Source organism: Paraburkholderia sp. Ac-20340, from assembly GCF_017104965.1.
Classification (GTDB): domain Bacteria; phylum Pseudomonadota; class Gammaproteobacteria; order Burkholderiales; family Burkholderiaceae; genus Paraburkholderia.
This window is the reverse complement of sequence record NZ_JAAGPR010000009.1, coordinates 139,271-165,003: the sequence shown is the minus strand read 5'-3', so window position 1 is coordinate 165,003 and position 25,733 is coordinate 139,271. Positions and strand designations below refer to the sequence as shown.

Genomic DNA, 25,733 nt, shown 5'->3' with positions numbered 1-25,733 from the left:
GCGGACCTCGAACCGCGCCGCGTCATGCGGCTGCGCGAGGCGCTGCTGGGGCGGCGCTATCGCTCGCGTTACCGATTTACGAGCGGCAACGACGTGCGTCTGTTCCATTCGGGCGAGAGTCTCTTTGCGTCGATGATCGCGCGCATCGAAGCCGCCCGCAGCGACGTTGCGCTCGAAACGTACATTTTCTGCAGCGACGGCACGGGGCAGGCCGTCTCCGAGGCGCTGATGCGCGCCGCCCGCCGCGGCGTGCGCGTGCGCGTGATCACCGATGGCGTCGGCACGGCGCGTCTCGATCTGTTCGATAGCTGGTCGGCGGCCGGCATCGAGCATCGCATCTACAACCCGCATATCTTCGGGCGCTTCGGCTTTTCGCGCACGCACCGCAAGCTCGCCGTGATCGACGATCAGTACGCATATTGCGGCGGCATCAACGTGGTCGACGATATGGAGAACGACGGCAAGCCGCTGCCGTTCCCGCGCTGGGATTTCGCGCTGGAGCTGGCCGGGCCGGTAGTGGTGGACGTGCGCGAGGCGATCGAGATGCAGTGGCGGCGCATTCGGCTTGGGCACCGTCCGCCGCTCGCGGGCGCGGTGTCGCCCGATGGCGCGCCCGTGCTGTCGCCGGGCGTGCCCGCAAGCTCCGGCTTTCTCGCGCCGCATCCCACGGGCCACACGGTCAGGCAGCCCGCCAAGGCCGTCAACGAAGTGCTGCGCGAACTCGCGCCCGTCGTGCGCACCGGGCGCGCGCAGCGCATCATCGCGCGGCTGCGTGACCGTCTGCGCGCGGGCGTGCCCGATCCGCGCACGGCGCATGTGCCCTGCGTGGCGTTCGTCGCGCGCGATAACGTGGTGAACCGCCGCGCGATCGAGAAGGCTTATCTGGACGCCATCGGCGAGGCGCGCAAGGAAGTGCTGCTCGCCAATCCGTACTTCATGCCGGGGCGGCGGCTGCGCCGCGCGCTCGTCGAAGCGGCGTCGCGCGGCGTGACCGTCAAGCTGCTGATCGGCCGCAAGGAGTTTGCGGTGCTCGATTACGGCACGCCGTTTCTCTATCACCAGTTGCTGAGCGCGGGCGTGCAGATCGCCGAATACGAAAAGACCATGCTGCACGGCAAGGTGGCCGTGGTGGATTGCGCGTGGGGCACGGTCGGATCGTCGAATCTGGATGCGCTCAGTCTCGTGCTCAACAACGAGGCCAATGTGCTGCTCGTGCTGCATCCGCAGATCCAGCAGCTACGCGACGAAATTCTCAGTGCTTTCGACGAATCGCCGAAGATCGACCGCGCGCGCTACGAGGCGCGTCCGTGGCATGTGCGGGCGGTCAACTGGCTCGCGTGGACGTCGTATCGCGCGGTCATGAAGCTGCTCACGGTGGGCGGCTACGACTAGCGTCCGGCGGCCTTTTAAGCGGGTCCGCAAAATATGCGCCTGCCATACCTTACGCCTGGCGTGCAATCGAGAAATGCTCGCTTGTGCGCGCCGCGCGAAGCCCGAAAATTAGAGTACCGGTTAGAAATCGGTTTCTAATAAAGTCCTTGTTTCGCGGGCGGCTGTCCTCAACAATAGTACGGCCGTTCGATTTAATTCAGGCCGAGATGCGAGCAGATCAAGCCAACATCGCGGCCACATCGTCACGGTAAATAAAGCTATGCGTAAAGGCGAACAGACACGAGCCGCCATTCTGGATGCAGCACTCGACCTCGCGAGCCGGGACGGACTGGAAGGTCTGACCATAGGCCTGCTGGCCGAGCGCATGCAGATGAGCAAGAGCGGTGTCTTCGCGCACTTCGGTTCGCGCGAAGACCTGCAGGTCGAGGTCGTGGGCGAGTACCACCGCAGATTCGAGGAAGAAGTCTTCTTTCCGAGCTTGCGCGAGCCACGCGGTTTGCCTCGTCTGCGTGCGATGCTGTCGCGGTGGTTCGAAAAGCGCATCCACGAAGTCACGACCGGCTGTATCTACATCAGCGGTGCGGTGGAGTACGACGACCGCGCCGACAGCCAGGTCCGCGAGAAGCTGGTCGCGAGCGTGACGATGTGGCGTGCGGCGCTGCTCAGAGCCATTGCGCAGGCGATTGAAGAAGGGCATCTGCGACGTGACACCGATCCCGCGCTGATGCTGTTCGAACTGTATAGCGTGACACTCGGTCTGCATCATGACGGCCGCTTCCTGCATCTGCCGGACGCTGTCGAGCATACGTGGGCCGCGTTTGAAAAACTGATTGTTTCGTATCAGAGCGTCAGCCAGTAGCCAACGCCGCGCACAGCGTCGCGGCGGTACGCGAAGGTCCGAAACTCCAAGCTCTACCAAGGGAGATAAAACATGGGACAGTACACCGCGCCGCTGCGCGACATGCAATTCGTGCTGCACGAGCTGCTGAACGTGGAAGGTGAAATCAAGCAGATGCCGAAGCACGCCGACCTCGACGCCGACACCATCAACCAGGTGCTGGAAGAAGCTGGCAAGTTCTGCTCGGAAGTGCTGTTTCCGCTGAACCAGGTCGGTGACCGCGAAGGCTGCACGTACGCCGGTGACGGCGTCGTCACCACGCCGACGGGCTTCAAGCAGGCCTACAAGCAGTACGTCGAAGCCGGCTGGCCGGCACTGGGCTGCGATCCCGAATACGGCGGCCAGGGCCTGCCCGCATTCGTGAACAACGCGCTCTACGAAATGCTCAATTCGGCGAACCAGGCGTGGACCATGTACCCGGGTCTGTCGCACGGCGCCTACGAATGTCTGCACGCACACGGCACGCCGCAGCTGCAGCAGACCTATCTCCCGAAACTCGTCGAAGGCGTGTGGACGGGCACGATGTGCCTGACCGAGCCGCATTGCGGCACCGACCTCGGCATCCTGCGCACCAAGGCCGAGCCGAATAGCGACGGCTCCTACGCGATCTCCGGCACGAAGATCTTCATCTCGAGCGGTGAGCACGACATGGCGGAGAACATCATCCACCTCGTGCTCGCACGTCTGCCGGACGCGCCGCAAGGCACCAAGGGCATCTCGCTGTTCGTCGTGCCGAAGTTCATCCCCACGGATGCGGGCGCACCCGGCGAGCGCAACGGCATCAAGTGCGGCTCGATCGAGCACAAGATGGGCATCCACGGCAATTCGACCTGCGTGATGAATCTCGACAGCGCGAAGGGCTGGCTCGTCGGCGAGCCGAACAAGGGCTTGAACGCCATGTTCGTGATGATGAATGCGGCGCGCCTGGGCGTGGGCATGCAAGGTCTCGGTCTGACCGAAATCGCTTACCAGAACTCGCTGACCTACGCGAAAGAGCGTCTGCAGATGCGCGCGCTGACCGGCCCGAAGGCGCCCGAAAAGGCGGCCGATCCGATCATCGTGCATCCGGACGTGCGCCGCATGCTGCTCACGCAGAAGGCCTGGGCCGAAGGCGCGCGCGCTTTCACGTACTGGGCGGCGCTGCAGATCGACAAGGAACTGTCGCACGGCGACGAAGCCGAGCGTAAGGAAGCCGCCGATCTGGTCGCGCTGCTCACGCCGATCATCAAGGCGTTCCTGACCGATAACGCCTTCGACAGCACCAACCTCGGCATGCAGATCTACGGCGGCCACGGTTTCATCTCCGAGTGGGGCATGGAGCAGTACGTGCGCGACGCGCGTATCAACCAGATCTACGAAGGCACCAACACGATCCAGTCGCTCGACCTGCTGGGCCGCAAGGTGCTGGGCGACATGGGCGCGAAGCTCAAGAAGTTCGGCAAGCTGGTGACGGATTTCGTCGAAGCCGAAGGCATCAAGACGGAGATGCAGGAGTTCGTGAATCCGCTCGCCGATATCGGCGACAAGATGCAGAAGCTGACGATGGAAATCGGCATGAAGGCGATGCAGAACCCGGACGAAGTGGGCGCGGCCGCCGTGCCGTACCTGCGCACGGCAGGGCATCTCGTGTTCGCCTACTTCTGGGCGCGCATGGCGCGCATCGCGCTCGACAAGGAAAGCTCGGGCGATCCGTTCTACAAGTCGAAGCTGGCCACGGCGCGCTTCTACTTCGCCAAGCTGCTGCCGGAAACGGCGACCTCGATCCGCCAGGCACGCGCGGGTTCGAAGACGCTGATGGAAGTCGACGAAGCGCTGTTCTAAGCGCTTCGGTGGTGCGCTGCGCCTGCGGGCGCGCGCACCGCTCAATATCGCAGCACCGAATCTCTCAAGCGGCGCCCCGGTCAGAAAAACGACACGCCGGAAACGCGCCGCGACCCAATCCCGTTTTCGCTCGACATTGCATATCCGCTGGAGGAACAACGTGAGCAATCTCAATATTCGCAAGGTCGCCGTGCTCGGCGCCGGCGTGATGGGCGCGCAAATCGCCGCGCACCTGATCAACGCCCGCGTGCCCGTGCTCCTGTTCGATCTGCCCGCGAAGGAAGGCCCGAAAAACGCCATCGCGCTCAAGGCGATCGAAACGCTGAAGAAGCTCTCGCCCGCGCCGTTCGGCGTGAAGGACGATGCGCAGTACATCACGCCCGCGAACTACGAAGACGATATCGCGAAGCTGGCGGAATGCGACGTGGTGATCGAAGCGATCGCCGAGCGCATGGACTGGAAGCACGACCTCTACAAGAAGGTCGCGCCGCATATCGGTCCGAAGGCGATTTTCGCTTCCAATACCTCGGGTCTGTCGATCACGGAACTGTCGCAAGGTTTCGACGACAACCTCAAGGCACGCTTTTGCGGCGTGCACTTCTTCAATCCGCCGCGCTACATGCACCTGGTCGAGCTGATCCCGACCACGCACACGCAGCCCGAAATCCTCGACCAGCTCGAATCGTTCCTGACGAGCGTGGTCGGCAAGGGCGTGGTGCGCGCGAAGGATACGCCGAACTTCATCGCTAATCGCGTCGGCATTTTCTCGATCCTCGCGGTCATGACCGAAGCGAAGAAGTTCGGTCTGCGTTTCGACGAAGTCGACGATCTCACGGGCAGCCGTCTGGGCCGCGCGAAGTCGGCAACGTTCCGCACTGCTGACGTTGTCGGTCTGGACACGATGGCGCACGTCATCAAGACGATGCAGGACAACCTGAAGGACGATCCGTTCTTCCCGGTCTACGAGACGCCGGCCGTGCTGGCGGGGCTGGTCGCGAAGGGCGCGCTCGGCCAGAAGACCGGCGGCGGTTTCTATCGCAAGGAAGGTAAGGCGATCAAGGTGCTCGACGGCAACACCGGCGAGTACGTGGACGGCGGCGCGAAGGCCGACGAACTGGTAGGCCGCATTCTCAAGCGCCCGCCCGCAGAACGTCTGAAGCTGCTGCGCGAATCGCAGCATCCGCAAGCGCAGTTCCTGTGGTCGATTTTCCGCGACGTGTTCCATTACATCGGCGTGCATCTGCAATCGATCGCCGATAACGCGCGCGATGTCGATCTGGCAATCCGCTGGGGCTTCGGCTGGAACGAAGGTCCGTTCGAAGGCTGGCAGGCGGCTGGCTGGAAGCAGGTCGCCGAGTGGGTCAAGGAAGACATCGACGCGGGCAAGACGCTGTCGGGCGCACCGCTGCCCGCATGGGTGTTCGAAGGCCCGGTCGCTGCGAATGGCGGCGTGCATGGCGCCGAAGGTTCGTGGTCGCCGGCTGAAGCGCGCTTCGTGCCGCGCTCGAATCTGGCGGTCTACGAGCGTCAGGTGTTCCGCGCGGCGCTGTTCGGCGAATCGGGCGCGCGCGATCCGAAGACCTTCGGCAAGACGCTGTTCGAGAACGAGCATCTGCGCGCGTGGGTCGACGACCGTGCGGGCGAGGACGATGTCGTCATCGTCTCGTACAAGAGCAAGATGAACACGATGGGCCCGGGCGTGCTCGATTCCCTGTCGAAGGCGATCGACATCGCCGAAGACGGCTACAAGGGCGTGGTGATCTGGCAACCGACGTCGCTGAAGCTCGGCGCGCCGGGCGGTCCGTTCTCGGCGGGCGCGAACCTCGAAGAAGCCATGCCGGCGTTCATGATGGGCGGCGCCAAGGGCATCGAGCCGTTCGTGAAGAAGTTCCAGGACACGATGATGCGCGTGAAGTACGCGAACGTGCCGGTCGTGGCGGCCGTGTCGGGCATCGCGCTCGGCGGCGGTTGCGAAATCATGCTGCACAGCGCGAAGCGCGTCGCGCACATCGAAAGCTATGTCGGTCTGGTGGAAGTGGGCGTGGGCCTCGTGCCGGCGGGCGGCGGTCTGAAGGAAGCCGCGCTGCGTGCCGCCGACGCGGCCGCGCAGATCGGCGCCGTGCCCAGCGACCTGCTGCGTTTCCTGCAGAAGTCGTTCGAAAACGCGGCGATGGCCAAGGTCTCCGGTTCGGCGATCGAAGCGCGCACGATGGGTTATCTGAAGCCGTCGGACACGATCGTCTTCAACGTGTTCGAACTGCTCGACACGGCGAAGAAGGAAGCGCGTGCACTTTCCGCTGCCGGCTATCGCGCGCCGCTGCGTGCGAAGCAGATTCCGGTCGCGGGCCGCTCGGCGATCTCGACCATCAAGGCGTCGCTCGTCAACATGCGCGACGGCCGCTTTATCAGCGACCACGATTACCTGATCGCGGGCCGCATCGCGGAAGCGGTGTGCGGCGGCGACGTCGAAGCGGGCAGCCTGGTCGACGAAGAATGGCTGCTCACGCTGGAGCGCCGCGCTTTCGTCGATCTGCTCGGCACGCAAAAGACGCAGGAACGCATCATGGGCATGCTGCAAACCGGCAAGCCGGTGCGCAACTAAGCGGCACGACGCATACCAGATACTGGAGTCAAAGATGAGCAAACAGTTGCAGGACGCATACATCGTCGCCGCGAGCCGCACGCCCATCGGCAAGGCGCCGCGTGGCGTGTTCAAGAACACCCGCCCGGACGAACTGCTGGTTCACGCGATCAAGTCGGCCGTGGCGCAGGTGCCCGGCCTCGACACGAGCGTGATCGAAGACGCGATCGTCGGTTGCGCGATTCCCGAAGCGGAGCAGGGCCTGAACGTGGCGCGTATCGGCGCGCTGCTCGCGGGTCTGCCGCAGAGCGTGGGCGGCGTGACCGTCAACCGCTTCTGCGCCTCGGGTTTGTCGGCGCTGGCCATGGCCGCCGACCGCATCCGCGTGGGCGAGTCGGACGCGATGATCGCCGCCGGCTGCGAATCGATGAGCATGGTGCCGATGATGGGCAACAAGCCGTCGCTCTCGCCGCATATCTTCGATCGCAGCGAAGACGTGGGCATCGCTTACGGCATGGGCCTGACCGCCGAGAAAGTGGCGGAGCGCTGGAAGATCAGCCGCGAAGCGCAGGACGCGTTTTCGGTGGAATCGCACCGCCGCGCGCTCGCTGCGCAGCAGGCCGGCGAGTTCAAGGACGAAATCTCGCCGTACACGCTCGTCGAGCGTTTCCCCGATCTCGCCACCGGCGAAGTGAAGGTGAAGGAGCGTCTGATCGAGCTGGACGAAGGCCCGCGTGCGGATACCACGCTCGAAGGCCTCGCGAAGCTGCGCGCCGTGTTCGCCAACAAGGGTTCGGTCACGGCCGGTAACAGCTCGCAGACCTCGGATGGCGCGGGCGCGCTGATCGTCGTTTCGGAAAAGATGCTCAAGCAGTTCAACCTCACGCCGCTCGCGCGTTTCGTGAGCTTCGCGGTGCGCGGCGTGCCGCCGGAAATCATGGGCATCGGTCCGAAGGAAGCGATTCCGGCTGCGTTGAAGGCGGCGGGTCTGAAACAGGACGACCTCGACTGGATAGAACTGAACGAGGCGTTTGCCGCGCAGTCGCTGGCGGTGATCCAGGATCTGGGCCTCGATCCGTCGAAGATCAACCCGCTGGGCGGCGCGATCGCGCTGGGTCACCCGCTGGGCGCGACGGGCGCGATTCGTGCGTCGACGGTCGTGCACGGCCTGCGCCGCCGCAACTACAAGTACGGCATGGTGACGATGTGCGTCGGCACCGGCATGGGCGCGGCGGGCATTATCGAGCGGCTGTAACGCGTTCCGCCCGCTAACGCATGGCACGATCGACACGGTTCGCAGGCTTCACGGTCTGCGAGCCGTTTTTTATATTCGGCGGAAACTTGACCGTCGAGACGAGGAGACTCGCTGATGAGTAACGAAATCCTGAGCGCACGCGAAAACGGCGTGCTGACGATCACCATCAACCGTCCCGAGCGCAAGAACGCGCTCACGCCCGCGATGTATCAGGCGATGTCCGATGCGCTTGCCTCGGCGCAGGAAGACGGCAGCGTGCGCGCCGTGCTGCTGCGCGGTCACCCCGAGATTTTCACGGCCGGCAACGACATCGAAGACTTCCTGAAGAACCCGCCCACCGGCGCGGATTCGCCCGTGATGCAGTTCCTGCACAACATCGCCACGTTCGAGAAGCCGCTGGTCGCGGCGGTGGTGGGCGCGGCCGTCGGCGTGGGCACGACGATGCTGCTGCACTGCGATCTGGTCTATGCCGCCGACACGGCGCGTTTCGCGATGCCGTTCGCGCAACTGGGCCTATGCCCGGAAGCGGCTTCGTCGCTGCTGCTGCCGCGTATCGCGGGTTATCAGGGCGCGGCGGAAAAGCTGCTGCTCGGCGAGACCTTCGATGCAGCGGAAGCGCACCGCATGGGCTTCGTGAACCGCGTGGTGGCCGCTGCCGAACTGGAGACGTTCGTCGCCGCGCAACTGGCGAAGCTGGTGGCGCTGCCGGCGTCGTCGCTGCGCGCGACCAAGTCGCTGATGAAGCGCGCAAGCGAGCACGAGATCAAGACGCAGATGAGCGAGGAATCCGTGCACTTCGGCAAGATGCTGCTCTCGCCCGAAGCGCGCGAGGCGTTCACGGCCTTCCTGCAGAAGCGCAAGCCGGATTTCCGGCAGTTCAATTAACCGCGATCAGGCGGCGCTGTTAGCCGTGTCGTAATCGACAAAACCGGACTCGCGGCAGAAGCTCACCAGCCGCAGTCCGGCGCGTTTCGCGATGGTGACGGCAAGCGAGGAGGGCGCCGAGATCGTCGCGACCATCGGCATGCCCACGCGCGCGGCCTTGCGCACCAGCTCGTAGCTCGCGCGGCTGGAGAGGAAGACGAAGCCCTGCTGCGTGTCGGCGCGCTCGATCACCAGCTGGCCGATGAGTTTGTCGAGCGCGTTGTGGCGGCCCACGTCCTCGAAGGCGCGCAGGATCTGGCCATCGGCATCGCACCAGGCGGCGGCGTGCAGGCCGCCGGTGAGTTTCGTGAGCGCCTGATGCTGCGGCAGTTCGCGCGCGGCGCGGGCGATGGCGTCGGGTGCGAGACGCGCGAGAAAGCCGGTGTCGGGCACGATTTCGGGTTCGAGATCGAGCAGATCGATGCTCTCGATCCCGCACACACCGCAGCCGCTGCGTCCGGCCAGCGCCCGGCGTTTTTCCTTCAGTTCGACGAAAGCCTGCTGCACGACCGTGAGATGCACTTCGGCGTGCGGGATTTCCGCTTCGGCGTGCCAGAACACTTCGATATCCTGGATGTCGGCGTTACGCCCGACGATGCCTTCCGAGATCGCGAAACCCACCGCGAACGCTTCCAGATCGCGCGGCGTGCACATCATCACCGCGTGCGAGATGCCGTTGAAAACCAGCGCGACGGGCCATTCCTGGCCGACGTGATCGCCGCGCGTATCGATCTGGTCGCCGCGATGCCGGTGCACGCGCAACTCGACGGCGCCGGGCTGGCCTTCGCTTTCCAGCGGGTTGTGGAGGGCGGGAGCCGAGGGGGAATGCTGGGAATGCGGGGAATTCAAGCGGGGTACTCCATCGATGCTTGTACTGTGCGCGGGGCGCAGTCCCCGGCGCGGAAGGTTCTAAAATACCTCAAGCGGGCCTCTTTCGCTCAACCCGGCCCGCTTCGCGAGGATCAACGCCATGGCATTAGCCGAAGCTCCGCTGCTGTTCCAGTACGAGGTTGTCTCGTCCGAGGACCTCACCTTCATTCCCATGTGCGTGCGCTTCAATCTGGATCGCTTCGGGCTGCGCATTTCGCTCGCGCAGTGGCAGTTGCTGCCATACGAGGATCGGCGTCTGCTGGCGCGCTTTCCCGTCGATGAAGACGCCGAAATCGAGCCGAATTTCGATCACGCGCTCTTCGAGATGCTGCGCACCCACGCCAACGTCGAGCCCGAATGGTTCTCGCCCGATGAAGCGCCCGCCTGGCGCGACATCGGCACCGTGCCGAACGGTATCGGCAATCAGGCGACGCTCGCGAATCTGCAGGCGCCGGACATCGAGGACTGGGCGCAGCTCGCGCCGTTCCAGCGCTATGTGCTGGCCAAGCTCTCGCGCAAGCCCGAGGCCAATCACGATTTCATTCCGGCGATGCGCGAATTCGGGCTGGCGGTTCCGCGCTGAATCGCGCCGCGCGCGTGGTGCATCGCGTTGTGACCCGGTCGTGGCGCGGTCGTACGCCAGCCGTACATTAGAGCGCGCACCCTAAATCTGCGGTGTGCGCACGAAAATCCGCCGATCAGCCCTCAAGCCTTGCCGAGGAATGCCGTTATCCGGTAGGGCGCAACGCGCGCCAGCGCTCTTGCGCGCAGGTCGTTAGCAGTCATCCTATGCCCGCCGTACGGCGACGAACGACGTTCCGGCATTCATGAACCTTCATTTTTCGAAGCGGCACCTCATCAACCTCGCGGTGGTGGTGGCTGCCGTCGGCGCAAACGCTTTCGTGGCATGGACCCAGATCGGCAGCCAACGCGAACTCGACCAGCGCGCCTCGCAGGCCGCGCGCGTGCGCCACGATCTGGACCACTTCCGTGACGTTCTCGGCGCGGGGCTGGCGGCCTTGGGCCGCTTCAGCGCCGATGGCACCGTCGAGTCGATCGACGAGCGCGATGCCCGCGCCGCCGAACTTGACGATACTGTGCAGGCCGTCCACGCCGAGCTGTCGGGCGACCCGGCGATGACGCGCCGCTTCGACACCGTGGCGACCGAGGCCATGCTGCTCGCAGGCGAGATCGACGAGACGCTCGAGCGCGCCCAGCAGCGCGCCGCCGATGCGAAGGTGCAGGCGAGTGCGGCAGCTTCGGCTGCTGCAGCGGCCGAGGCTGCGGCTCAGGCGAGCGCCCCGGCGGTTGCGGCGGCTTCTGCGCCCGCGGGGGCATCGCAGCCTGTCGCGGCGCATGGCGCGCCCGCGCGCGATTCGCAGCTTGGCAAATTCACCAGAATCGCCGCGCATCTGGGCGCGAGCAAGACGCACGCGCACACGACGGCCAGGACGCATCCGCACGATTTGTCGGCGCCGTATTCGGTGGCTTCGGCGGCTTCGGGGGCGCAACAGACGCCCAGAAGTCTCGCCGAGCCGTATGCGAGCGCCAGCGCCGTTGCAGCGCCGCAAGTCGCCGCGAATAGCCTCGCGCAGCCGTACTCGCAAGGGCTGGGCGCGGGCGCGCCGAACCTGGCCGCCCCTTACGCCGATCCTTCGAAGACCGTGACTGCGGCGGCGGGCTCGCTCGCCGAGCCCTACGCAGCCGCGCCGACGCTCGCCGCCGCGGCTCCTGGCGCATCGCCAAACGCATCGACGCCCAACGCCTCGACCCCGCAACCGGCCAACGGCGCGATCGCCGGCACCTCCGCCTGGATCGCCCAGCAATACATCCGCCTGGACACGCGCGTCGATCGCGTCGATGCCCGGATTTCCGCGCTGCAAGGCGAACAGGATCTCGCGCTGGCCGGCGCGCTGGCCGAATCGACGCGTGCGGGCAGCCGCGCCTCGATCCTGCTGATCGTGACGATGCTCGCAGGCGCGACGCTGCTGATCTACACCTTCGGCGCGCGCGAGAATGCCGCACGCGAAAAGCTGCGCGCGCTCGCCGGCATGCGCACGCGCAACGAGCGCTTCCAGGGCCTGTTCGACGCCCATCCGGTGCCGATGTACGTGTTCGATCGCGACACGCTGCGCTTTCTCGCCGTCAACGCGGCGGCGATCCAGCAATACGGCTACAGCGAGGAAGAGTTCCTCGACATGACGATCCGCGAGATCCGTCCGGGCGAGGACGTTTCGCGGCTCGAACAGCATCTCGCGCGCTCGGACACGCTCACGCAGAACGTGCGCACGATGGCCGGCATCTGGCATCACACGCGCCGCGACGGCACGGTCCTCAGCGCCGATATCTCGCACCACGCGCTCACCTTCATGGGCCGCGCCGCCGTGTTCGTGCTCGCCGACGACGTCACCGAGCAGATTCAGGCCGAAGTCGAGGCGCAGCGCTCGAACCAGATGCTCGAAACGGTGATCGACAACATTCCGCAGCGCATTTTCTGGAAGGATGCGCAGTCGCGTTATCTGGGCTGCAACATGACCTTCGCGCGCGACGCGGGTCTGGCGTATCCCGAGCAGATCGTCGGCCGCACCGACGACGATCTGCCGTGGCGCGCCTACGCGAACACCATGCGCGAGCAGGACCGCGAAGTGATCCAGAGCGGCCTGCCGCGCCTGAACTTCGAAGAAGACATGTCGGTCGACGGGCTGCACCGTACGACCATCACGAGCAAACTGCCGCTGCTCGACGGCGATGGCCGCGTGATGGGCGTGCTCGGCACCTATTCCGATACCACCGAAAGCAAGCGCGCCGATCTCGCGCTGCGCCTGCAAAGTCGCGCGCTCGACGCCTGCGTGAACGCGATTCTGATTACCGGGCCGGGACCGGGCGGCAGCAACCTGATCGAGTACGCGAATCCGGCGTTCCGCCGCATCACGGGCTACGATCCCGCCGATGTGATCGGCCTCGATTGCCGCCTGCTGCAACGCGACGACCGCGATCAGGACGGGCTGGTGGCGATTCGCCAGGCGCTGATCGGCAACCGCGAGGTGAGCGCCGTGCTGCGCAACTATCGCAAGGACGGCGCGCTGTTCTGGAACCAGTTGCTGATCGCGCCGGTACCCGATCTCGACGGGCGCATCACGCATCACATCGGCATCATCAACGACGTGACCGAGCTGATCCGCTATCAGGAGCAGCTCGAGTATCAGGCGAACTACGACAGCCTCACGCTGCTACCCAACCGCAATCTGCTGCGCGACCGTCTGCAGCAGGCGCTGGTCGCGGCGCAGCGCCACGAGCGCGGCGTGGCCGTGGTGTTCATCGACCTCGACGGCTTCAAGAACGTCAACGACAGTCTCGGCCATAGCGTGGGCGACCGCCTGCTGGGCGTGGTCGCCGAGCGTCTGACGCGCTGCACGCGCACGAGCGACACGGTCGCGCGCCACGGCGGCGACGAATTCGTGATCGTGCTGACCGACACCATCGACGAAAAATCGCTGATCGGCTGGATGGAGCGCGCGCGCCAGATGATTTCGGAGCCGGTGATGCTCGACGGCACCGAGCTTTACGTGGGTTGCAGTCTGGGCGCGAGCGTGTATCCGCAGGACGGCAACGACGCCGAAACGCTGCTCAAGAAAGCCGACGTGGCGATGTATCGCGCCAAGGAACTCGGCCGCAACACCTTCCAGTTCTATCAGCCGGAGATGAACGCCGCCGCGGGCGCGCGCATGAATCTGGAGCGGCGTTTGCGCCGTGCGCTGCGCGACAGCGAATTCCTGCTGCACTATCAGCCGCAGGTGGAGATCGAGAGCGGACGGATCGTCGGTATGGAGGCGCTGGTGCGCTGGCACGACCCGGAAGTAGGCCTCGTGTCGCCGGCGCAGTTCATTCCGGTCGCCGAGGAAAGCGGGCTGATCGGGCCGCTGTCCGACTGGGTGCTGCGCGAGGCCTGCCGCCAGAATCGCGCGTGGCAGGACGCGGGGCTGCCGCCGGTGCGGGTGTCGGTGAATTTGTCGGCCAAGACTTTCCACCAGCGCGATATTTCGCAGCAGGTCAGCGACGTGCTGCAGGAGACGGGGCTGGAGCCGTGCTGGCTCGAAGTCGAACTCACCGAAAGCACGCTGATGCGCAACACGGAGGAAGCGGTGTCGATGCTCAATGCGCTGCACGAACAGGGCGTGGGCATTGCCATCGACGACTTCGGCACGGGCTATTCGAGCCTGAGCTATCTGAAGCGCCTGCCGGTGGACCGGCTCAAGATCGACCGCTCGTTCGTGGCCGATATCGGCACTAGCACCGACGACGAAACCATCACGGCGGCCATCATCGCGCTGGCGCACGAACTGCGTCTGCAGGTGATCGCGGAAGGCGTGGAGACGTCGCAGCAGTTCGCGTTCTTGCGCGAGCGCGCGTGCGACGAGTTGCAGGGCTACTTCTTCGCGCCGCCGTTGCCGGGGCCGGAGATTGCCGCGCTGCTGTCGGCGAGCGCGGCCTACGAAGAGGGCGCGGGGCTCGCCTGGAGCAACTGAGGATGCGGCCGGGTTGGCCGCTGCGCTGGTTGCCGGGCGCGCCGCTTATTCCGCGGCGGGCAGGGCGCGCGGGCGGCGGTCGTTGCCGGTCGCCACATAGGTGAGCGTGGCTTCGGTCACCTTGACGACTTCGTCCTGCAGACGCATGCGTTGCGCGTACACCTCGACCTGCACGGTCACCGAGGTCGTGCCGGTTTTGACGATATCGGCGTAAAAGCTCAGCAGATCGCCGACGAACACCGGCTGCTTGAACAGGAACGAGTTCACCGCGACGGTCGCGACGCGGCCATTGGCGCGGCGGCTGGCGGGGATCGAGCCGGCGATGTCGACCTGCGACATGATCCAGCCGCCGAACACATCGCCGTGGACATTGGCGTCCGAGGGCTGCGGCACGACACGCAGCGCGGGCGACTTCTGGGGAAGCGGATAAGAGTCGTTCATCGGAAATCCATGAAAAGGGCGGGAGAGGGCCGCGAACCGGCGCCCTCAGCGGCGCTTGCCGCCTTCTGCGACAATAGAGCGATCAGGAATTGTACGGGAAAGCGCCATGCGCGGCGGGTCGGCCAGACGGCGGTTCCGCTGGAGTAGAAGCTCGCGCCCAGGTGGTCCCCAAGCCGTCCCGATCTGTCGTTAGCGTCCCCAACTTTCTCGTCGTGCCCCGCGCCGCCCATCATCGGACGACGCGGCACCTTCATCGCCCATGCGCCGCTTTTCCGCTTCCAACGAACCCGCGCAGCCCGCCACCGGGCCGCGCAACGACTGGCAGACCATCGTCTCGCTGCTGCCGTATCTCACTGCATACAAATGGCGCGTTGCGTTTGCGCTGACCTGCCTGATCGGCGCGAAGGTCGCCAATCTGGGCGTGCCGATCGTGATGAAGCATATCGTCGATGGTCTTGCGCCCGTGCGCCATCTGACTGCGCTCGGACGCGCCGAGAACGCGCCGGGCATCGTGCTGATCGGCGGCGTGGGGTTGCTGGTGGTGGCCTACGCGGCGGTGCGGCTATCGACATCGCTGTTCACCGAACTGCGCGAAATCCTCTTTTCGAAGGTGACGGAAAGCGCGGTGCGCCAGCTTGCGTTGAAGGTGTTCCGGCATCTGCATGCGCTGTCGCTGCGCTTTCACCTCGACCGGCAGACGGGCGGCATGACGCGCGACATCGAGCGCGGTACGCGTGGCATCACGCAACTGATCTCGTACTCGCTTTACAGCATCTTGCCGACGCTCGTGGAAGTGGGCCTCGTGCTGGGCTTTTTCACGGTGAAATACGAGGCGTATTACGCGATCGTCACGCTTTGTGCGCTGGTTGCGTACATCGTTTTCACGGTGAAAGTGACCGAGTGGCGCACGCATTTCCGCCGCACGATGAACGAACTGGATTCGCGCGCCAACTCGCGGGCGATCGATTCGCTGCTCAACTACGAGACGGTGAAGTACTTCGGCAACGAAGAGTGGGAAACGCGACGCTACGACGAGAATCTGCATCGCTATCGGGCGGCGGCGATCAAGTCGCAGCATTCGCTGTCGGCGCTGAATTTCGGGCAGCAGGCGATTATCGGCACGGGGCTGGTGTTCATCCTCTGGCGCGCGACGCAAGGCGTGATGGCGGGCAAGCTCACGCTCGGCGATCTGGTGCTGATCAACACCTTCATGTTGCAGCTTTATATCCCGCTGAATTTTCTGGGCGTGGTGTATCGCGAACTCAAGCAAAGCCTCACCGATATGGACCGCATGTTCACGCTGCTGACGGTGGCGCGCGAAGTGCCCGATGCGCCGAATGCGCCATTGCTCGAAGTGCGCGGCGGCGAGGTGCGCTTTACGAACGTGAACTTTGCGTATGACCCGGCGCGGCAGATTCTGCATGACGTGAGCTTCACGATTGCGGCGGGCACGACGACGGCGGTAGTCGGGCATAGCGGATCGGGCAAGTCGACGCTCGCGCGGCTGCTGTTCCGCTTTTACGATCTCGATAAGACTTCGGGCGGGGCGATCACCATCGACGGGCAGGATATTCGCGATGTGACGCAGGATTCGCTGCGGGCTTCGATCGGCATCGTGCCGCAGGATACGGTGCTGTTCAACGATTCGATCTATTACAACATTGCTTATGGGCGGCCTGCGGCGAGTCGCGAGGAAGTGATCGCGGCGGCGCGCGCGGCGCATATTCATGCGTTTATCGAGAGTTTGCCGAAGGGGTATGAGACGGCGGTTGGCGAGCGTGGCTTGAAGCTGTCGGGTGGGGAGAAGCAGCGGGTGGCGATTGCGCGGACCTTGCTGAAAAATCCGCCTGTCTTGTTGTTCGATGAAGCGACTTCGGCGCTGGATTCACGGTCTGAACGGGCTATTCAGCAGGAACTCGATCTGATTGCTCGCGAGCGTACTACGTTGGTGATTGCGCATCGGCTGTCTACGGTGGTGCATGCGCAGCAGATTATCGTGATGGATCGCGGGCGGATTGTGGAGCGTGGGACGCACAGCGAGTTGCTGCTGGCGCAGGGGCTTTATTCGCAGATGTGGGATTTGCAGCAACGTGTCAACGAAGCGGGCCAGCGCCCGACTAATCTGGTGTAGGGGCGCTTGGAAGGTATCTCCGAATTCGGCGCCCGCCGGGATAATATCTCTACTATTTGAGCTAATACTTTGCGGCGAGTTCACCTAAGCGAAGCCTCGCACGCTCCAAGCTCGGGGAGCGTGTAGCTGCTCTGGCAGGAGCCCAATCGTCACGTATCCATGTCGAAAGTACAGCGTTATAGCCAATACCCTGCGAAGCGATCGCACCGTTGTTAGCAACCAGGTCTTCGCGCATTGCGCGCGTGCCCCGATTGGCTAAGCCTAGTAGTGTTTGTTTAGGCTCCTGTAGTTCATCTGGAGTGCTAGGCAGTTTGGGTGTTCGTGGACCCAGTAGTCTGCGCATGCCCTCATGATCAGCCAAAAGCCATGACTCTATGGTTCGAACGACTACACGAAAGATGAGTTCGCTCGGCTTGGCCCTCGCGCCTATCCAGTTTGCAATGAGTTGGGTGGGGCACGCCAGGCGGTCCAGATCTGTTAGCAGTAAAACTGGCTGTTGTATTGCCATTTCGCAAAGGTTTGGAATTCGTTTTTGCAAATAGCCGTTGCCATTTTTTCGGAGGCAGACACTGGCTTCGAAGCCGACTTCCTTTAGCAGGCGAAATCCTACCTCTTCACTCAATTGGTCTTCAGTTGCGAGTACGGCATATTTCATTACCACAACCCCAGTTGTTCTGCCGCTTTAGGATGCGTTTTAGGTAACACGACCTCTGCTACCGACAAACCATGCTTTAGAGCGAATTCTTCCTGGTCATTGATTGACCGAATCTTGGTGCCTTCCAGAGCCGGCTCGAGCAGAAGAATGCTTCGTCCGTCAATGCCGGGGTTGCTCAACAATGCTTCACTATGAGTGCTGATTAACATTTGCCGCGACCGGCGTTTTCGGTCCTTTTGTACGCGCTGCAGCAATCGCGGAATCTCTCTTACGATCGCATCGTTCAGTGAAAGTTCTGGTTCCTCAAGAAGGAGTAGTGACTCACCATCGAGCAATATCCAAAGCAATGCAAGCAGCCGAAGGGTACCGTCGGAGAATTGCTCTTCACGCTGCCACCCGGCGTTGGGCCGATAGTGCGAATACATTGCTTCTAGATGGGGACGCCCATTTGCTTTGTCCGGCGCAAATCGAAGTTCCTTGAATTGAGGTACCGCGAGAGCTAGAGCTGTTTCGATTCTCTTTAACCGTGCGTCACGAGCTTTCTCAGGAGTCTTCGCAATCTTTTCAAGAAATCCTTGCCCAAACGGATCTTCATCGAGGCGTTGGCCGCCAATCTTGTCGCTGTACTTCAATAGTTGAGGAACAAGATGCAGATACGTTGTTTCTCCGAAAAAAGTTGCGAGATCCCGGAAATCTGCATTGACCTGTATTTGCTCCAACGCCGTTTGCGTTAGGCGAATAATGTCCTTTTTATCGTTTTCGTCAGGGCGATTCAAGACGCACTCATCGCCTTTCCAGACTTGCTCTGATGATATCAGTGAGCGCTGAGCACCTTTGCCCTCTGGCTTGAATCCCAGAATGTATCTCCAAAGGGGCGCCTCGTCATCAACAGCTTCTTTCAAATGTACTTCGATGCGAACTTCAGGATCCCTGCGCGCGTGCAGGCATCGCAGCTTTTGAATTCCGTCCCGGTCATGAATCGCTTTCTGTAGCCCCCCACCTTGAGGTTTGCTCACATCGCGAAGAAAGCGAAATAAATCCAGAAGATTTGATTTTCCAGACGCATTAGCTCCCAGAATATACGTGCGGTCGCGTAGCGGCACATCGACTTCACGGAAATTGCGCCAGTTTTTCAATTTAAGATGAGTGATGAGCATGGTCAAGGTAGCCAGTGGTTACAGGTCATCTATTTAGTTGCTCGAGTAAGCTGAGCCTGATAGTTTTCAGAATTCTATATTGATTCCGAGGGGGGCAACGGGTTCGGTGCGTTGCTGACGCGCAGCTGTTTATCAAGCGAGGCAAGCTGCACGACAGTGCCGACGTTTTCCCAACGGCCGCTGAAGAGCTCCCCGGTAGCACACCGCCCAGCAATAGCCGCCTTGTAGTAAGGCGTAAGCGCCCGCCTGGTCCCAGGCGCAAGCTCACGAAACATCCGCGAGTCATACAACCCGATACTGCCGAACGTGTAGCGCGGCGCACCATCCGCACTCAGCACACCATCATCGCCCAGCACGAAATCCCCATTCGGATGAAACGCAGGATTCGGCACCATCACAAGATGCATCCCCGGCTCATCGCGCCCAGCGAGCGCATCCGCTGCCCGCTCCAGCCGCGCAAAATCAAAATCGCTAAACACATCGCCAGCGACAGCGAGAAACACACAAGCCTCGCCATTCTGCTCAAGCAAGGGCAACGCCTGAGCAATCCCCCCAGCGGTTTCCAGCGCATCGTGCTCAGCCGAATAAAACAGCCTCACCCCAAACCGCGACCCATCACCGAGCCGAGCTTCGATCAACTCCCCCAGCCACGCATGATTGATGACGATCCGCGTATAGCCCGCCGCAGCGAGGCGCTCGATCTGCCAGACGATCAGCGGCTTGCCGCCCGCTTCGAGCAAGGGCTTGGGGCACGTATCGGTGAGCGGGCGCATACGCTCGCCGCGCCCGGCGGCGAAGATCATCGCCGTACGGGCGTGCGTCATGATGTCGACCTTGTCATGAGTTGAAAACGATCAGAAGGTATAGCCGGTCTCGGTCTGCGTGCCCTGCAGATCGTCGATAAAGCGCGCGAACGGCGCCAGCGGCCGATAGCGGCGCGCGACCTTGCCCGCGTAATCGAGAAAGCGCGGCAGATCGGCCATGTAATGCGGCTTGTTATCGCGATAGTTGATGCGGCAGAACAGGCCCAGCACCTTGATATGGCGCTGCAGACCCATCCATTCGAGCTGGCGATAGAACTCGCCGAAATCCGCATCGACCGGCAGGCCCGCCTTCTTCGCCCGCTCCCAGTAGCTCACGAAGCAGTCGAGTTCGAACTCTTCGTCCCAGCTCAGGAAGGCGTCGCGCAGCAGCGAGGCGATGTCGTAGGTGATCGGCCCATACACGGCGTCCTGGAAGTCGAGCACGCCTGGATTGGGCGTCGCGATCATCAGGTTGCGCGGCATGTAATCGCGCAGCATGAACACCTGCGGCTGCGAGCGCGCGCTCGCGATCAGCAGCGCAAAGGTGCGGTCGAGCATGGCGCGCGTGGCATCGTCGATCTTGCGGCCCAGATGGCGCTCCAGATACCACTCGGGCATCAGTTCCATTTCGCGGCGCAGGAAGGCTTCGTCGAACGAGGGCAGCACGCCTTCGCGCGAGCTTGCCTGGAAGCGGATCAGAGCGTCGATGGCGTCGAGCATCAGCGCGCGCGAGCGCGGGCCGGGGCCGGCTTCGACCAGCGTCTGGAGGTAGGGCGCCGTGCCCAGGTCGGTCACCAGCATGAAACCGGCGTCCAGATCGACTTCGAGGATGCGCGGCACATGCACGCCGGCGGCTTCGAGCAGCCCGGCGACTTCGACGAATTCGCGGCATTTTTCCGGCGGCGGCGCATCGACGGCGATCAGCGTCGCGCCATGTCCGCCCGCGCTGGCAAGGCGGAAGTAGCGGCGAAAGCTCGCGTCGGCCGAGGCCGGGGCGAGCGTGGCAAGGTCGAGCGCGTAGGTGGCGGCGTGGCCGGCAAGCCAGTTGGCGAGCAGGTCGCGGCGGGTATCGGCAGGGGAGGACGGCGCGGAGAAGGTCATGTAAACCGGAGGCAAAATCAGTGGATCAACGTCTTGCCATATAATACCCCACGACTTTTTTGACGCGACTCGCGCCAAAGCCTGCATGACGGTTCGCCTGCCGCACTGATCTTCAGTCCATCGTCCGATGAATTGTAAAGAATTGCGCGCAACCTTGCCTTGATCGACGACGGGTCCGGTTTCTCGCCCGGACCCGTCCGACGCACCGGCAAGGCGGCCGCAATGTGCAGCTGGCCGGGCCGATACGCCAAAACCATACATGCCGCCCAGACAGTTTTTCCAGACGATCTCCAACAGTGACGACGGCGTGCCGGGCAAGCGGCGGCTCATCGCGGCACTCATGGCCGTGCCGGGCTTCGTGCCCGCGTTCGCGCACGCCCAGCTCGCGGGCACGGCCGCACAGGCCGAGCGGCTGGACGACGCGTGGAGCCTGCGCCTCGCGCCGCAGCTCGAGGACATTGCGTCCACGCCGGGCCAGCGTCCGGCCACCTTCGTGCTCGGCGATTCGACCACCGGCACCTCGGGCACCGACGCCGCCGTCAAAGGCGCAGCCGAACTTCGCCAGGGCAACAACATCGTCAAGGGCGACGCGCTGCACTATGACGAAGACACCGACATGGCCGACGCATACGGCAATGTCGTCGTCGTCCAGAACGGCAGTTCGTTCACCGGTCCCGAAGCGCACCTGAAGGTCGAAGCCAACGAAGGCTTCATGACCACGCCGAAGTATCACTTTTCGGTCACAGGCGGCTCGGGCAGCGCCGAGCGCGCGGACCTGCTCGACAACGAGCGTTCCGTGCTCACGAATGGCACCTATACGGCCTGCCAGTGTTCGACCGATCCGGCCTGGTATATCAAGGGCACCGAGTTCGATTTCGACACGGGCGCCGACGAAGGCGTCGCGCACAACAGCGTGCTGTTCTTCCAGGGCATGCCGATCTTCGCCAGCCCGTGGATCTCGTTCCCGCTTTCGGGCGATCGCCGCAGCGGCCTGTTGCCGCCGACGTTCTCGATCAGCTCGACCAACGGTTACGAAATCTCGCTGCCGTATTACTTCAACATCGCGCCGAACCGCGACTTCACGTTCACGCCCGAGCTGATCTCGAAGCGTGGCGTGTTCCTGCAGGGCACCTACCGGTATCTCTCGACGAATTACTCGGGTTCGATCACCGGCACGTTCCTGCCCGACGACGCGATCACGAAGACCAACCGCTACGCGCTGTTCATCCAGCACAACCAGAACTTCGGCAACGGGTTCGGCGGTTACATCTACTACAACAAGGTTTCGGATAACACCTATCCGGAAGACCTTGCTTCGCCCGCGAACCAGTTCCTGAACGGCACGCAGATGCTGTATCAGCAGGAAGCGGGCGTGACGTACAACAACGGTCCGTGGTCCGTGCTCGGCCGCTGGCAGCACTGGCAGACGCTGGCGCCGTCGGTTGCGCCGTATGGCCGCGAGCCCGAGCTCAACGTCAAGTACGCGAAGTACAACGTCGATGGCTTCGACTACGGCGCGGAAGCCGATTACTCGCGCTTCCGTATCACGACGTCCGACGCCACCGAAGGCGACCGCGTCGTCTTCAACCCGTACCTGTCGTATTCGGTTACGGGGCCGGGTTACTTCGTCACGCCGAAGGTGCAGTGGCACTTCGCGTCGTACAACCTGAGCAATCTCGGCACGCCTGGCACGACCTTCGGGTCGCCGGTCGGCACGCCGAAGAATTTCACCGAGTCGATTCCGACCTTCAGCTTCGACACGGGCCTCGTGTTCGACCGCTCGGTCCATATCTTCGGTACGGATTACATCCAGACGCTGGAGCCGCGCCTGTACTACGTGTACACGCCGTATCGCAACCAGACGGATGTGCCGCTGTTCGACACCGCGGAATCGGACTTCGGGCTCGCGGAGATCTTCACGCCGAACACCTTCGTGGGCGACGACCGCATCGCCGATGCGAACCGCCTGACGGCGGCGCTGACCACGCGCTTTATCGACGCCGCTTCCGGCGAAGAGCGCGCGCGTTTCGTGCTGGCGCAGCAGTACTACTTCACCGATCAGCGCGTCACGCTGACGGGCGATCCGTCGACCACAGGCGCCGCGCATTCGGACCTGATCGCCGGCATGTCGCTGAAGCTCGGGCGCGGTTTCGCGTCGGAAACTGCGTTCCAATATAATTCGGACGAGAATCGTCTGGAGAAGGCGAGCGTGGGTTTCGGGTACAGCCCGGGAACGAGCAAGGTGCTGAACATCGCGTACCGTTACACGCGCGAGAACAGCAGCACGCTCGACAACCAGCCGATCAACCAGATCCTGCTGTCGGCGCAATGGCCGTTCTCGCATCGGGTGTTCGCCGTGGGTCGTTTCAATTACGATCTGAACGGCCACCGGATCGTCGACGGTCTGCTCGGCATGCAGTACGACGCCGACTGCTGGGCGCTCGGGATCGGTATCCAGCGTTACGCAAACGGGATCACTTCGACGGGCGGCAACAATTCGTCCACGCGTTTCCTCGCTCAGCTCACCCTCAAGGGTCTGTCGAACGTGGATAACGGCCTGGTGGCGGCGTTCCGTGCCGGCGTACCGGGTTACACGCAACTGCCCGGCCAGCCGCCGGTGCCGTCGCGATTCACGGATTATCAATAACGCGTGATCCGGCAGGCGCGGCCTTCGAGCGTTTCGATTGGCCGTGCTCCGGTGCAGCGCGGGTCGGTGCTTAGAGACGGGCGACGCTGCCCGCCAACTTTGGAGTATCTGTGGGAATCATGAAAAAGCTTCGCCTGGCAGCGTACGCTGCGAGCCTCTTCGCCGTCGCAGGCCTGATGCCGGCAGCCCCGGCCTATGCGCAGCAGCTTTCGCCCGGCGGCAGCGGCAAGACGGTCGATCTGATCGCCGCGGTCGTCAATGACGGCGTGATCACGCAGCGCGAGCTCGACGACCGCGTCACGCTCATTTCGCGCCGCCTGACCCAGCAGAACGCGCCGATCCCGCCGACGGACCAGCTGCGCGCCCAGGTGCTCAACCAGATGGTGCTCGAACGCATCCAGCTGCAGAAGGCCAAGGAAGACGGCATTGCCGTCGACGACGCATCGGTGAACCGTACGCTCGAGCGCCTCGCGCAGGCAAACGGCATGGATCTGGCCACGTACCGCTCGCGCATCGAAGCGGCTGGCGTGCCCTGGGCGACCTTCACGAAGGACGCGCGCACGGAACTCACGCTTTCGAAGCTGCGCGAGAAGGAAGTCGACAGCAAGATTTCGGTGACGGACGCCGAAGTCGCGAACTACATCGCCAGCCAGCGCGGCCCGAACGCCGGCCAGCAAAGCGATCTGCACTTCGAGCACATCTTCATCAAGGCGCCGCTGAACGCGTCGGAAACCGACATCGAAGCCGCGCAGAAGAAGGCCAATGCGCTGCTCAAGGAAGCGCAGTCGGGCAGCAAGTTCTCGAGCCTCGCGAAGTCGAACTCGCAGGCCGCCGATGCCAGCAAGGGCGGCGACATGGGCTTCCTCGCACCGTCGAAGCTGCCGCCCGAATGGGTGACGGCGGCGTCCACGATGCGTCCGGGCGAAGTGAATCCTTCGGTGATCCGCACCAACGACGGTTTTGAAATCGTCCGTCTGGTCGAGCGCCGTCAGGGCCAGGGCACGAGCGCGGCCGCACCGCAACTGGTGCAGACGCACGTGCGCCACATCCTGCTGCGCGTGGGCGACGGCATGTCGGAACCGCAGGCGCGCCAGAAGCTGCTGGAAATCCGCCGTGAAGTGGCGGCGGGCGGCGATTTCGCCAAGTTCGCACGCACCTACTCGCAGGACGGTTCGGCGTCGCAGGGCGGCGATCTCGGCTGGATCAGCCCGGGTGAAACGGTGCCGGAATTCGAGCGTGCGATGAACACGCTGCAGGACGGCCAGCTGAGCGAGCCGGTGCGTACCGAATACGGCTACCACCTGATCCAGGTGCTGGGCCGCCGCGAAGCCGAAGGCTCGGTTGCGCAGCAGATGGATCTCGCGCGTCAGGCGATCGGCCAGCGCAAGGCCGAACAGGCATACGCCGACTGGCTGCGCCAGTTGCGCGACACGGCCTACGTCGACTACAAGATCAGCGGCATGACGCCGCCGCAGCACTAATCTGCCTGAAAGGAATCGCGCCGTGAACGTCCCCGCTTCTTCGTCTTCAGCGCCGCGGGGGCCGCGGCCGATCCGCATCGCCATCACCACCGGCGAGCCGGCCGGTGTCGGCCCCGAGCTGACGGCGGCGGCGCTCGCGGGCGCCTCGGCGCACTGGCCGGATGCCGAATTCGTCGTACTCGGCGACCAGGCGCTGCTCGAAGCGCGGGCGGCAGCCACCAGCGTCGACTGGACCGCGATGCTGGCGGGGCAGAAGGTGAGCGTCGAGCACATCCCGCTCGCCACGCCCGCCAAAGCCGGCAAGCTGGACGCCGCCAACGGCCCGTACGTGCTTGCGCTGCTCGATCGTGCGATCGACGGCGCGGTTGCGCAGGAATTCGACGCCATCGTCACCGCGCCGCTGCAAAAGAGCACGATCAACGACGCCGGCGTGCCGTTCACCGGCCACACCGAATACCTTGCCGAACGCACTCACACGCCGCGCGTGGTGATGATGCTCGCGGGCACCGGCGCGCGGCCTTTGCGCGTGGCGCTGGCGACCACGCATCTGCCGCTCAAGGACGTGCCGGCGGCACTGACCATCGAAGGCCTGCTGGAGACGCTGCGCATCGTCAATCATGACCTGCGCCGCCACTTCGGCGTGCCCACGCCGCGCATCCTCGTGACCGGCCTGAACCCGCATGCGGGTGAGAACGGCTATCTGGGCCGCGAGGAGATCGACACGATTTCACCGGCGCTCGCGCAAGCGGCTGCCGAAGGCATCGACGCGCGCGGCCCGTATCCCGCCGACACGCTGTTCCAGCCGCGTTATCTCAACGAGGCCGACTGCGTGCTGGCAATGTTCCACGATCAGGGCCTGCCGGTCCTGAAATACGCGACGTTCGGCGCGGGCATCAACGTGACGTTGGGCCTGCCGATCGTGCGCACCTCGGTCGATCATGGCACCGCGCTCGACCTCGCCGGCACTGGCCGCGCGGAAGCGGGCAGCCTGATCGCCGCCATCGATACCGCCGTTTCGATGGCGCGCCATCGGCGCGTCGTCTGACAGAA

17 protein-coding genes are annotated in these 25,733 nt (G+C 63.8%); 12 read left to right on the top strand and 5 right to left on the bottom strand.

Features of this window, described 5'->3' with window-relative positions:
- The first annotated feature begins 24 nt into the window (after window positions 1-24).
- The 6 genes from G3N59_RS14885 (at window position 25) to G3N59_RS14860 (ending at window position 8,832) form a co-directional block, all read left to right on the top strand.
- On the top strand, window positions 25-1,392 hold the full coding sequence (locus G3N59_RS14885) for a phospholipase D-like domain-containing protein (RefSeq protein WP_205983468.1): 1,368 nt from the start codon (window positions 25-27) through the stop codon (window positions 1,390-1,392).
- 259 nt (window positions 1,393-1,651) lie between these two features.
- Entirely contained in the window at window positions 1,652-2,251 is a 600-nt protein-coding gene (locus tag G3N59_RS14880) for a TetR/AcrR family transcriptional regulator (protein ID WP_205983383.1), read from the top strand.
- Between the two features lie 72 nt (window positions 2,252-2,323).
- Entirely contained in the window at window positions 2,324-4,111 is a 1,788-nt protein-coding gene (locus G3N59_RS14875; RefSeq protein ID WP_205983382.1) for an acyl-CoA dehydrogenase C-terminal domain-containing protein, read from the top strand.
- A gap of 160 nt (window positions 4,112-4,271) precedes the next feature.
- Complete coding sequence (locus tag G3N59_RS14870; protein WP_205983381.1) at window positions 4,272-6,713, top strand: 3-hydroxyacyl-CoA dehydrogenase/enoyl-CoA hydratase family protein; 2,442 nt, start codon at window positions 4,272-4,274, stop codon at window positions 6,711-6,713.
- A gap of 34 nt (window positions 6,714-6,747) precedes the next feature.
- Window positions 6,748-7,947, top strand: coding sequence for an acetyl-CoA C-acyltransferase (locus G3N59_RS14865; protein ID WP_205983380.1), 1,200 nt, complete (start codon window positions 6,748-6,750; stop codon window positions 7,945-7,947).
- 114 nt (window positions 7,948-8,061) lie between these two features.
- A complete protein-coding gene (locus G3N59_RS14860; protein WP_205983379.1) occupies window positions 8,062-8,832 on the top strand; it encodes an enoyl-CoA hydratase in 771 nt (256 codons plus the stop codon).
- A 6-nt stretch (window positions 8,833-8,838) separates the two neighbouring features.
- Here G3N59_RS14860 and fdhD read toward each other — a convergent pair whose 3' ends face one another.
- Window positions 8,839-9,666 carry a formate dehydrogenase accessory sulfurtransferase FdhD gene (gene fdhD, locus G3N59_RS14855; RefSeq protein ID WP_241023460.1) on the bottom strand — a complete coding sequence of 276 codons (828 nt, stop codon included), beginning with the start codon at window positions 9,664-9,666 and terminating at the stop codon, window positions 8,839-8,841.
- 175 nt (window positions 9,667-9,841) lie between these two features.
- Between fdhD and G3N59_RS14850 the strand changes: the two genes are divergently transcribed.
- The gene (locus G3N59_RS14850) at window positions 9,842-10,324 is read left to right on the top strand and encodes a nitrate reductase associated protein (RefSeq protein ID WP_205983377.1); all 483 of its coding nucleotides are present in this window, start codon (window positions 9,842-9,844) and stop codon (window positions 10,322-10,324) included.
- A 244-nt stretch (window positions 10,325-10,568) separates the two neighbouring features.
- Window positions 10,569-14,267 (top strand): EAL domain-containing protein, encoded by a 3,699-nt coding sequence (locus tag G3N59_RS14845; RefSeq protein ID WP_241023450.1) that lies wholly within the window; start codon window positions 10,569-10,571, stop codon window positions 14,265-14,267.
- 45 nt (window positions 14,268-14,312) lie between these two features.
- Here the strand turns inward: G3N59_RS14845 and G3N59_RS14840 are convergent, their stop codons facing one another.
- Window positions 14,313-14,708, bottom strand: coding sequence for an acyl-CoA thioesterase (locus G3N59_RS14840; RefSeq protein WP_205983376.1), 396 nt, complete (start codon window positions 14,706-14,708; stop codon window positions 14,313-14,315).
- Between the two features lie 259 nt (window positions 14,709-14,967).
- On the opposite strand from G3N59_RS14840, the gene G3N59_RS14835 reads away from it, so the two are divergent.
- Window positions 14,968-16,839 (top strand): ABC transporter ATP-binding protein/permease, encoded by a 1,872-nt coding sequence (locus tag G3N59_RS14835; protein ID WP_205983375.1) that lies wholly within the window; start codon window positions 14,968-14,970, stop codon window positions 16,837-16,839.
- 654 nt (window positions 16,840-17,493) lie between these two features.
- On the opposite strand, the gene G3N59_RS14825 is transcribed toward G3N59_RS14835, so the two are convergent.
- From G3N59_RS14825 to G3N59_RS14815, 3 genes are all read right to left on the bottom strand, one after another.
- Entirely contained in the window at window positions 17,494-18,651 is a 1,158-nt protein-coding gene (locus G3N59_RS14825; protein WP_205983373.1) for an AAA family ATPase, read from the bottom strand.
- A 74-nt stretch (window positions 18,652-18,725) separates the two neighbouring features.
- Complete coding sequence (murU, locus tag G3N59_RS14820; protein WP_205983372.1) at window positions 18,726-19,475, bottom strand: N-acetylmuramate alpha-1-phosphate uridylyltransferase MurU; 750 nt, start codon at window positions 19,473-19,475, stop codon at window positions 18,726-18,728.
- 30 nt (window positions 19,476-19,505) lie between these two features.
- Window positions 19,506-20,555: a phosphotransferase gene (locus tag G3N59_RS14815; RefSeq protein ID WP_205983371.1), complete on the bottom strand. Its 1,050-nt coding sequence runs from the start codon at window positions 20,553-20,555 to the stop codon at window positions 19,506-19,508.
- A gap of 259 nt (window positions 20,556-20,814) precedes the next feature.
- Here G3N59_RS14815 and G3N59_RS14810 point away from each other — a divergent pair, with 259 nt between their 5' ends.
- The 3 genes from G3N59_RS14810 to pdxA all read left to right on the top strand — a co-directional run bounded on the left by G3N59_RS14810 (window position 20,815) and on the right by pdxA (window position 25,728).
- Window positions 20,815-23,202: an LPS-assembly protein LptD gene (locus G3N59_RS14810; protein WP_205983370.1), complete on the top strand. Its 2,388-nt coding sequence runs from the start codon at window positions 20,815-20,817 to the stop codon at window positions 23,200-23,202.
- Window positions 23,203-23,312: 110 nt separating this feature from the next.
- A complete protein-coding gene (locus G3N59_RS14805; protein WP_321816223.1) occupies window positions 23,313-24,683 on the top strand; it encodes a peptidylprolyl isomerase in 1,371 nt (456 codons plus the stop codon).
- Window positions 24,684-24,705: 22 nt separating this feature from the next.
- Window positions 24,706-25,728, top strand: a complete 1,023-nt coding sequence (pdxA, locus tag G3N59_RS14800; protein WP_205983368.1) for a 4-hydroxythreonine-4-phosphate dehydrogenase PdxA — start codon at window positions 24,706-24,708, stop codon at window positions 25,726-25,728.
- Window positions 25,729-25,733: the final 5 nt, after the last annotated feature.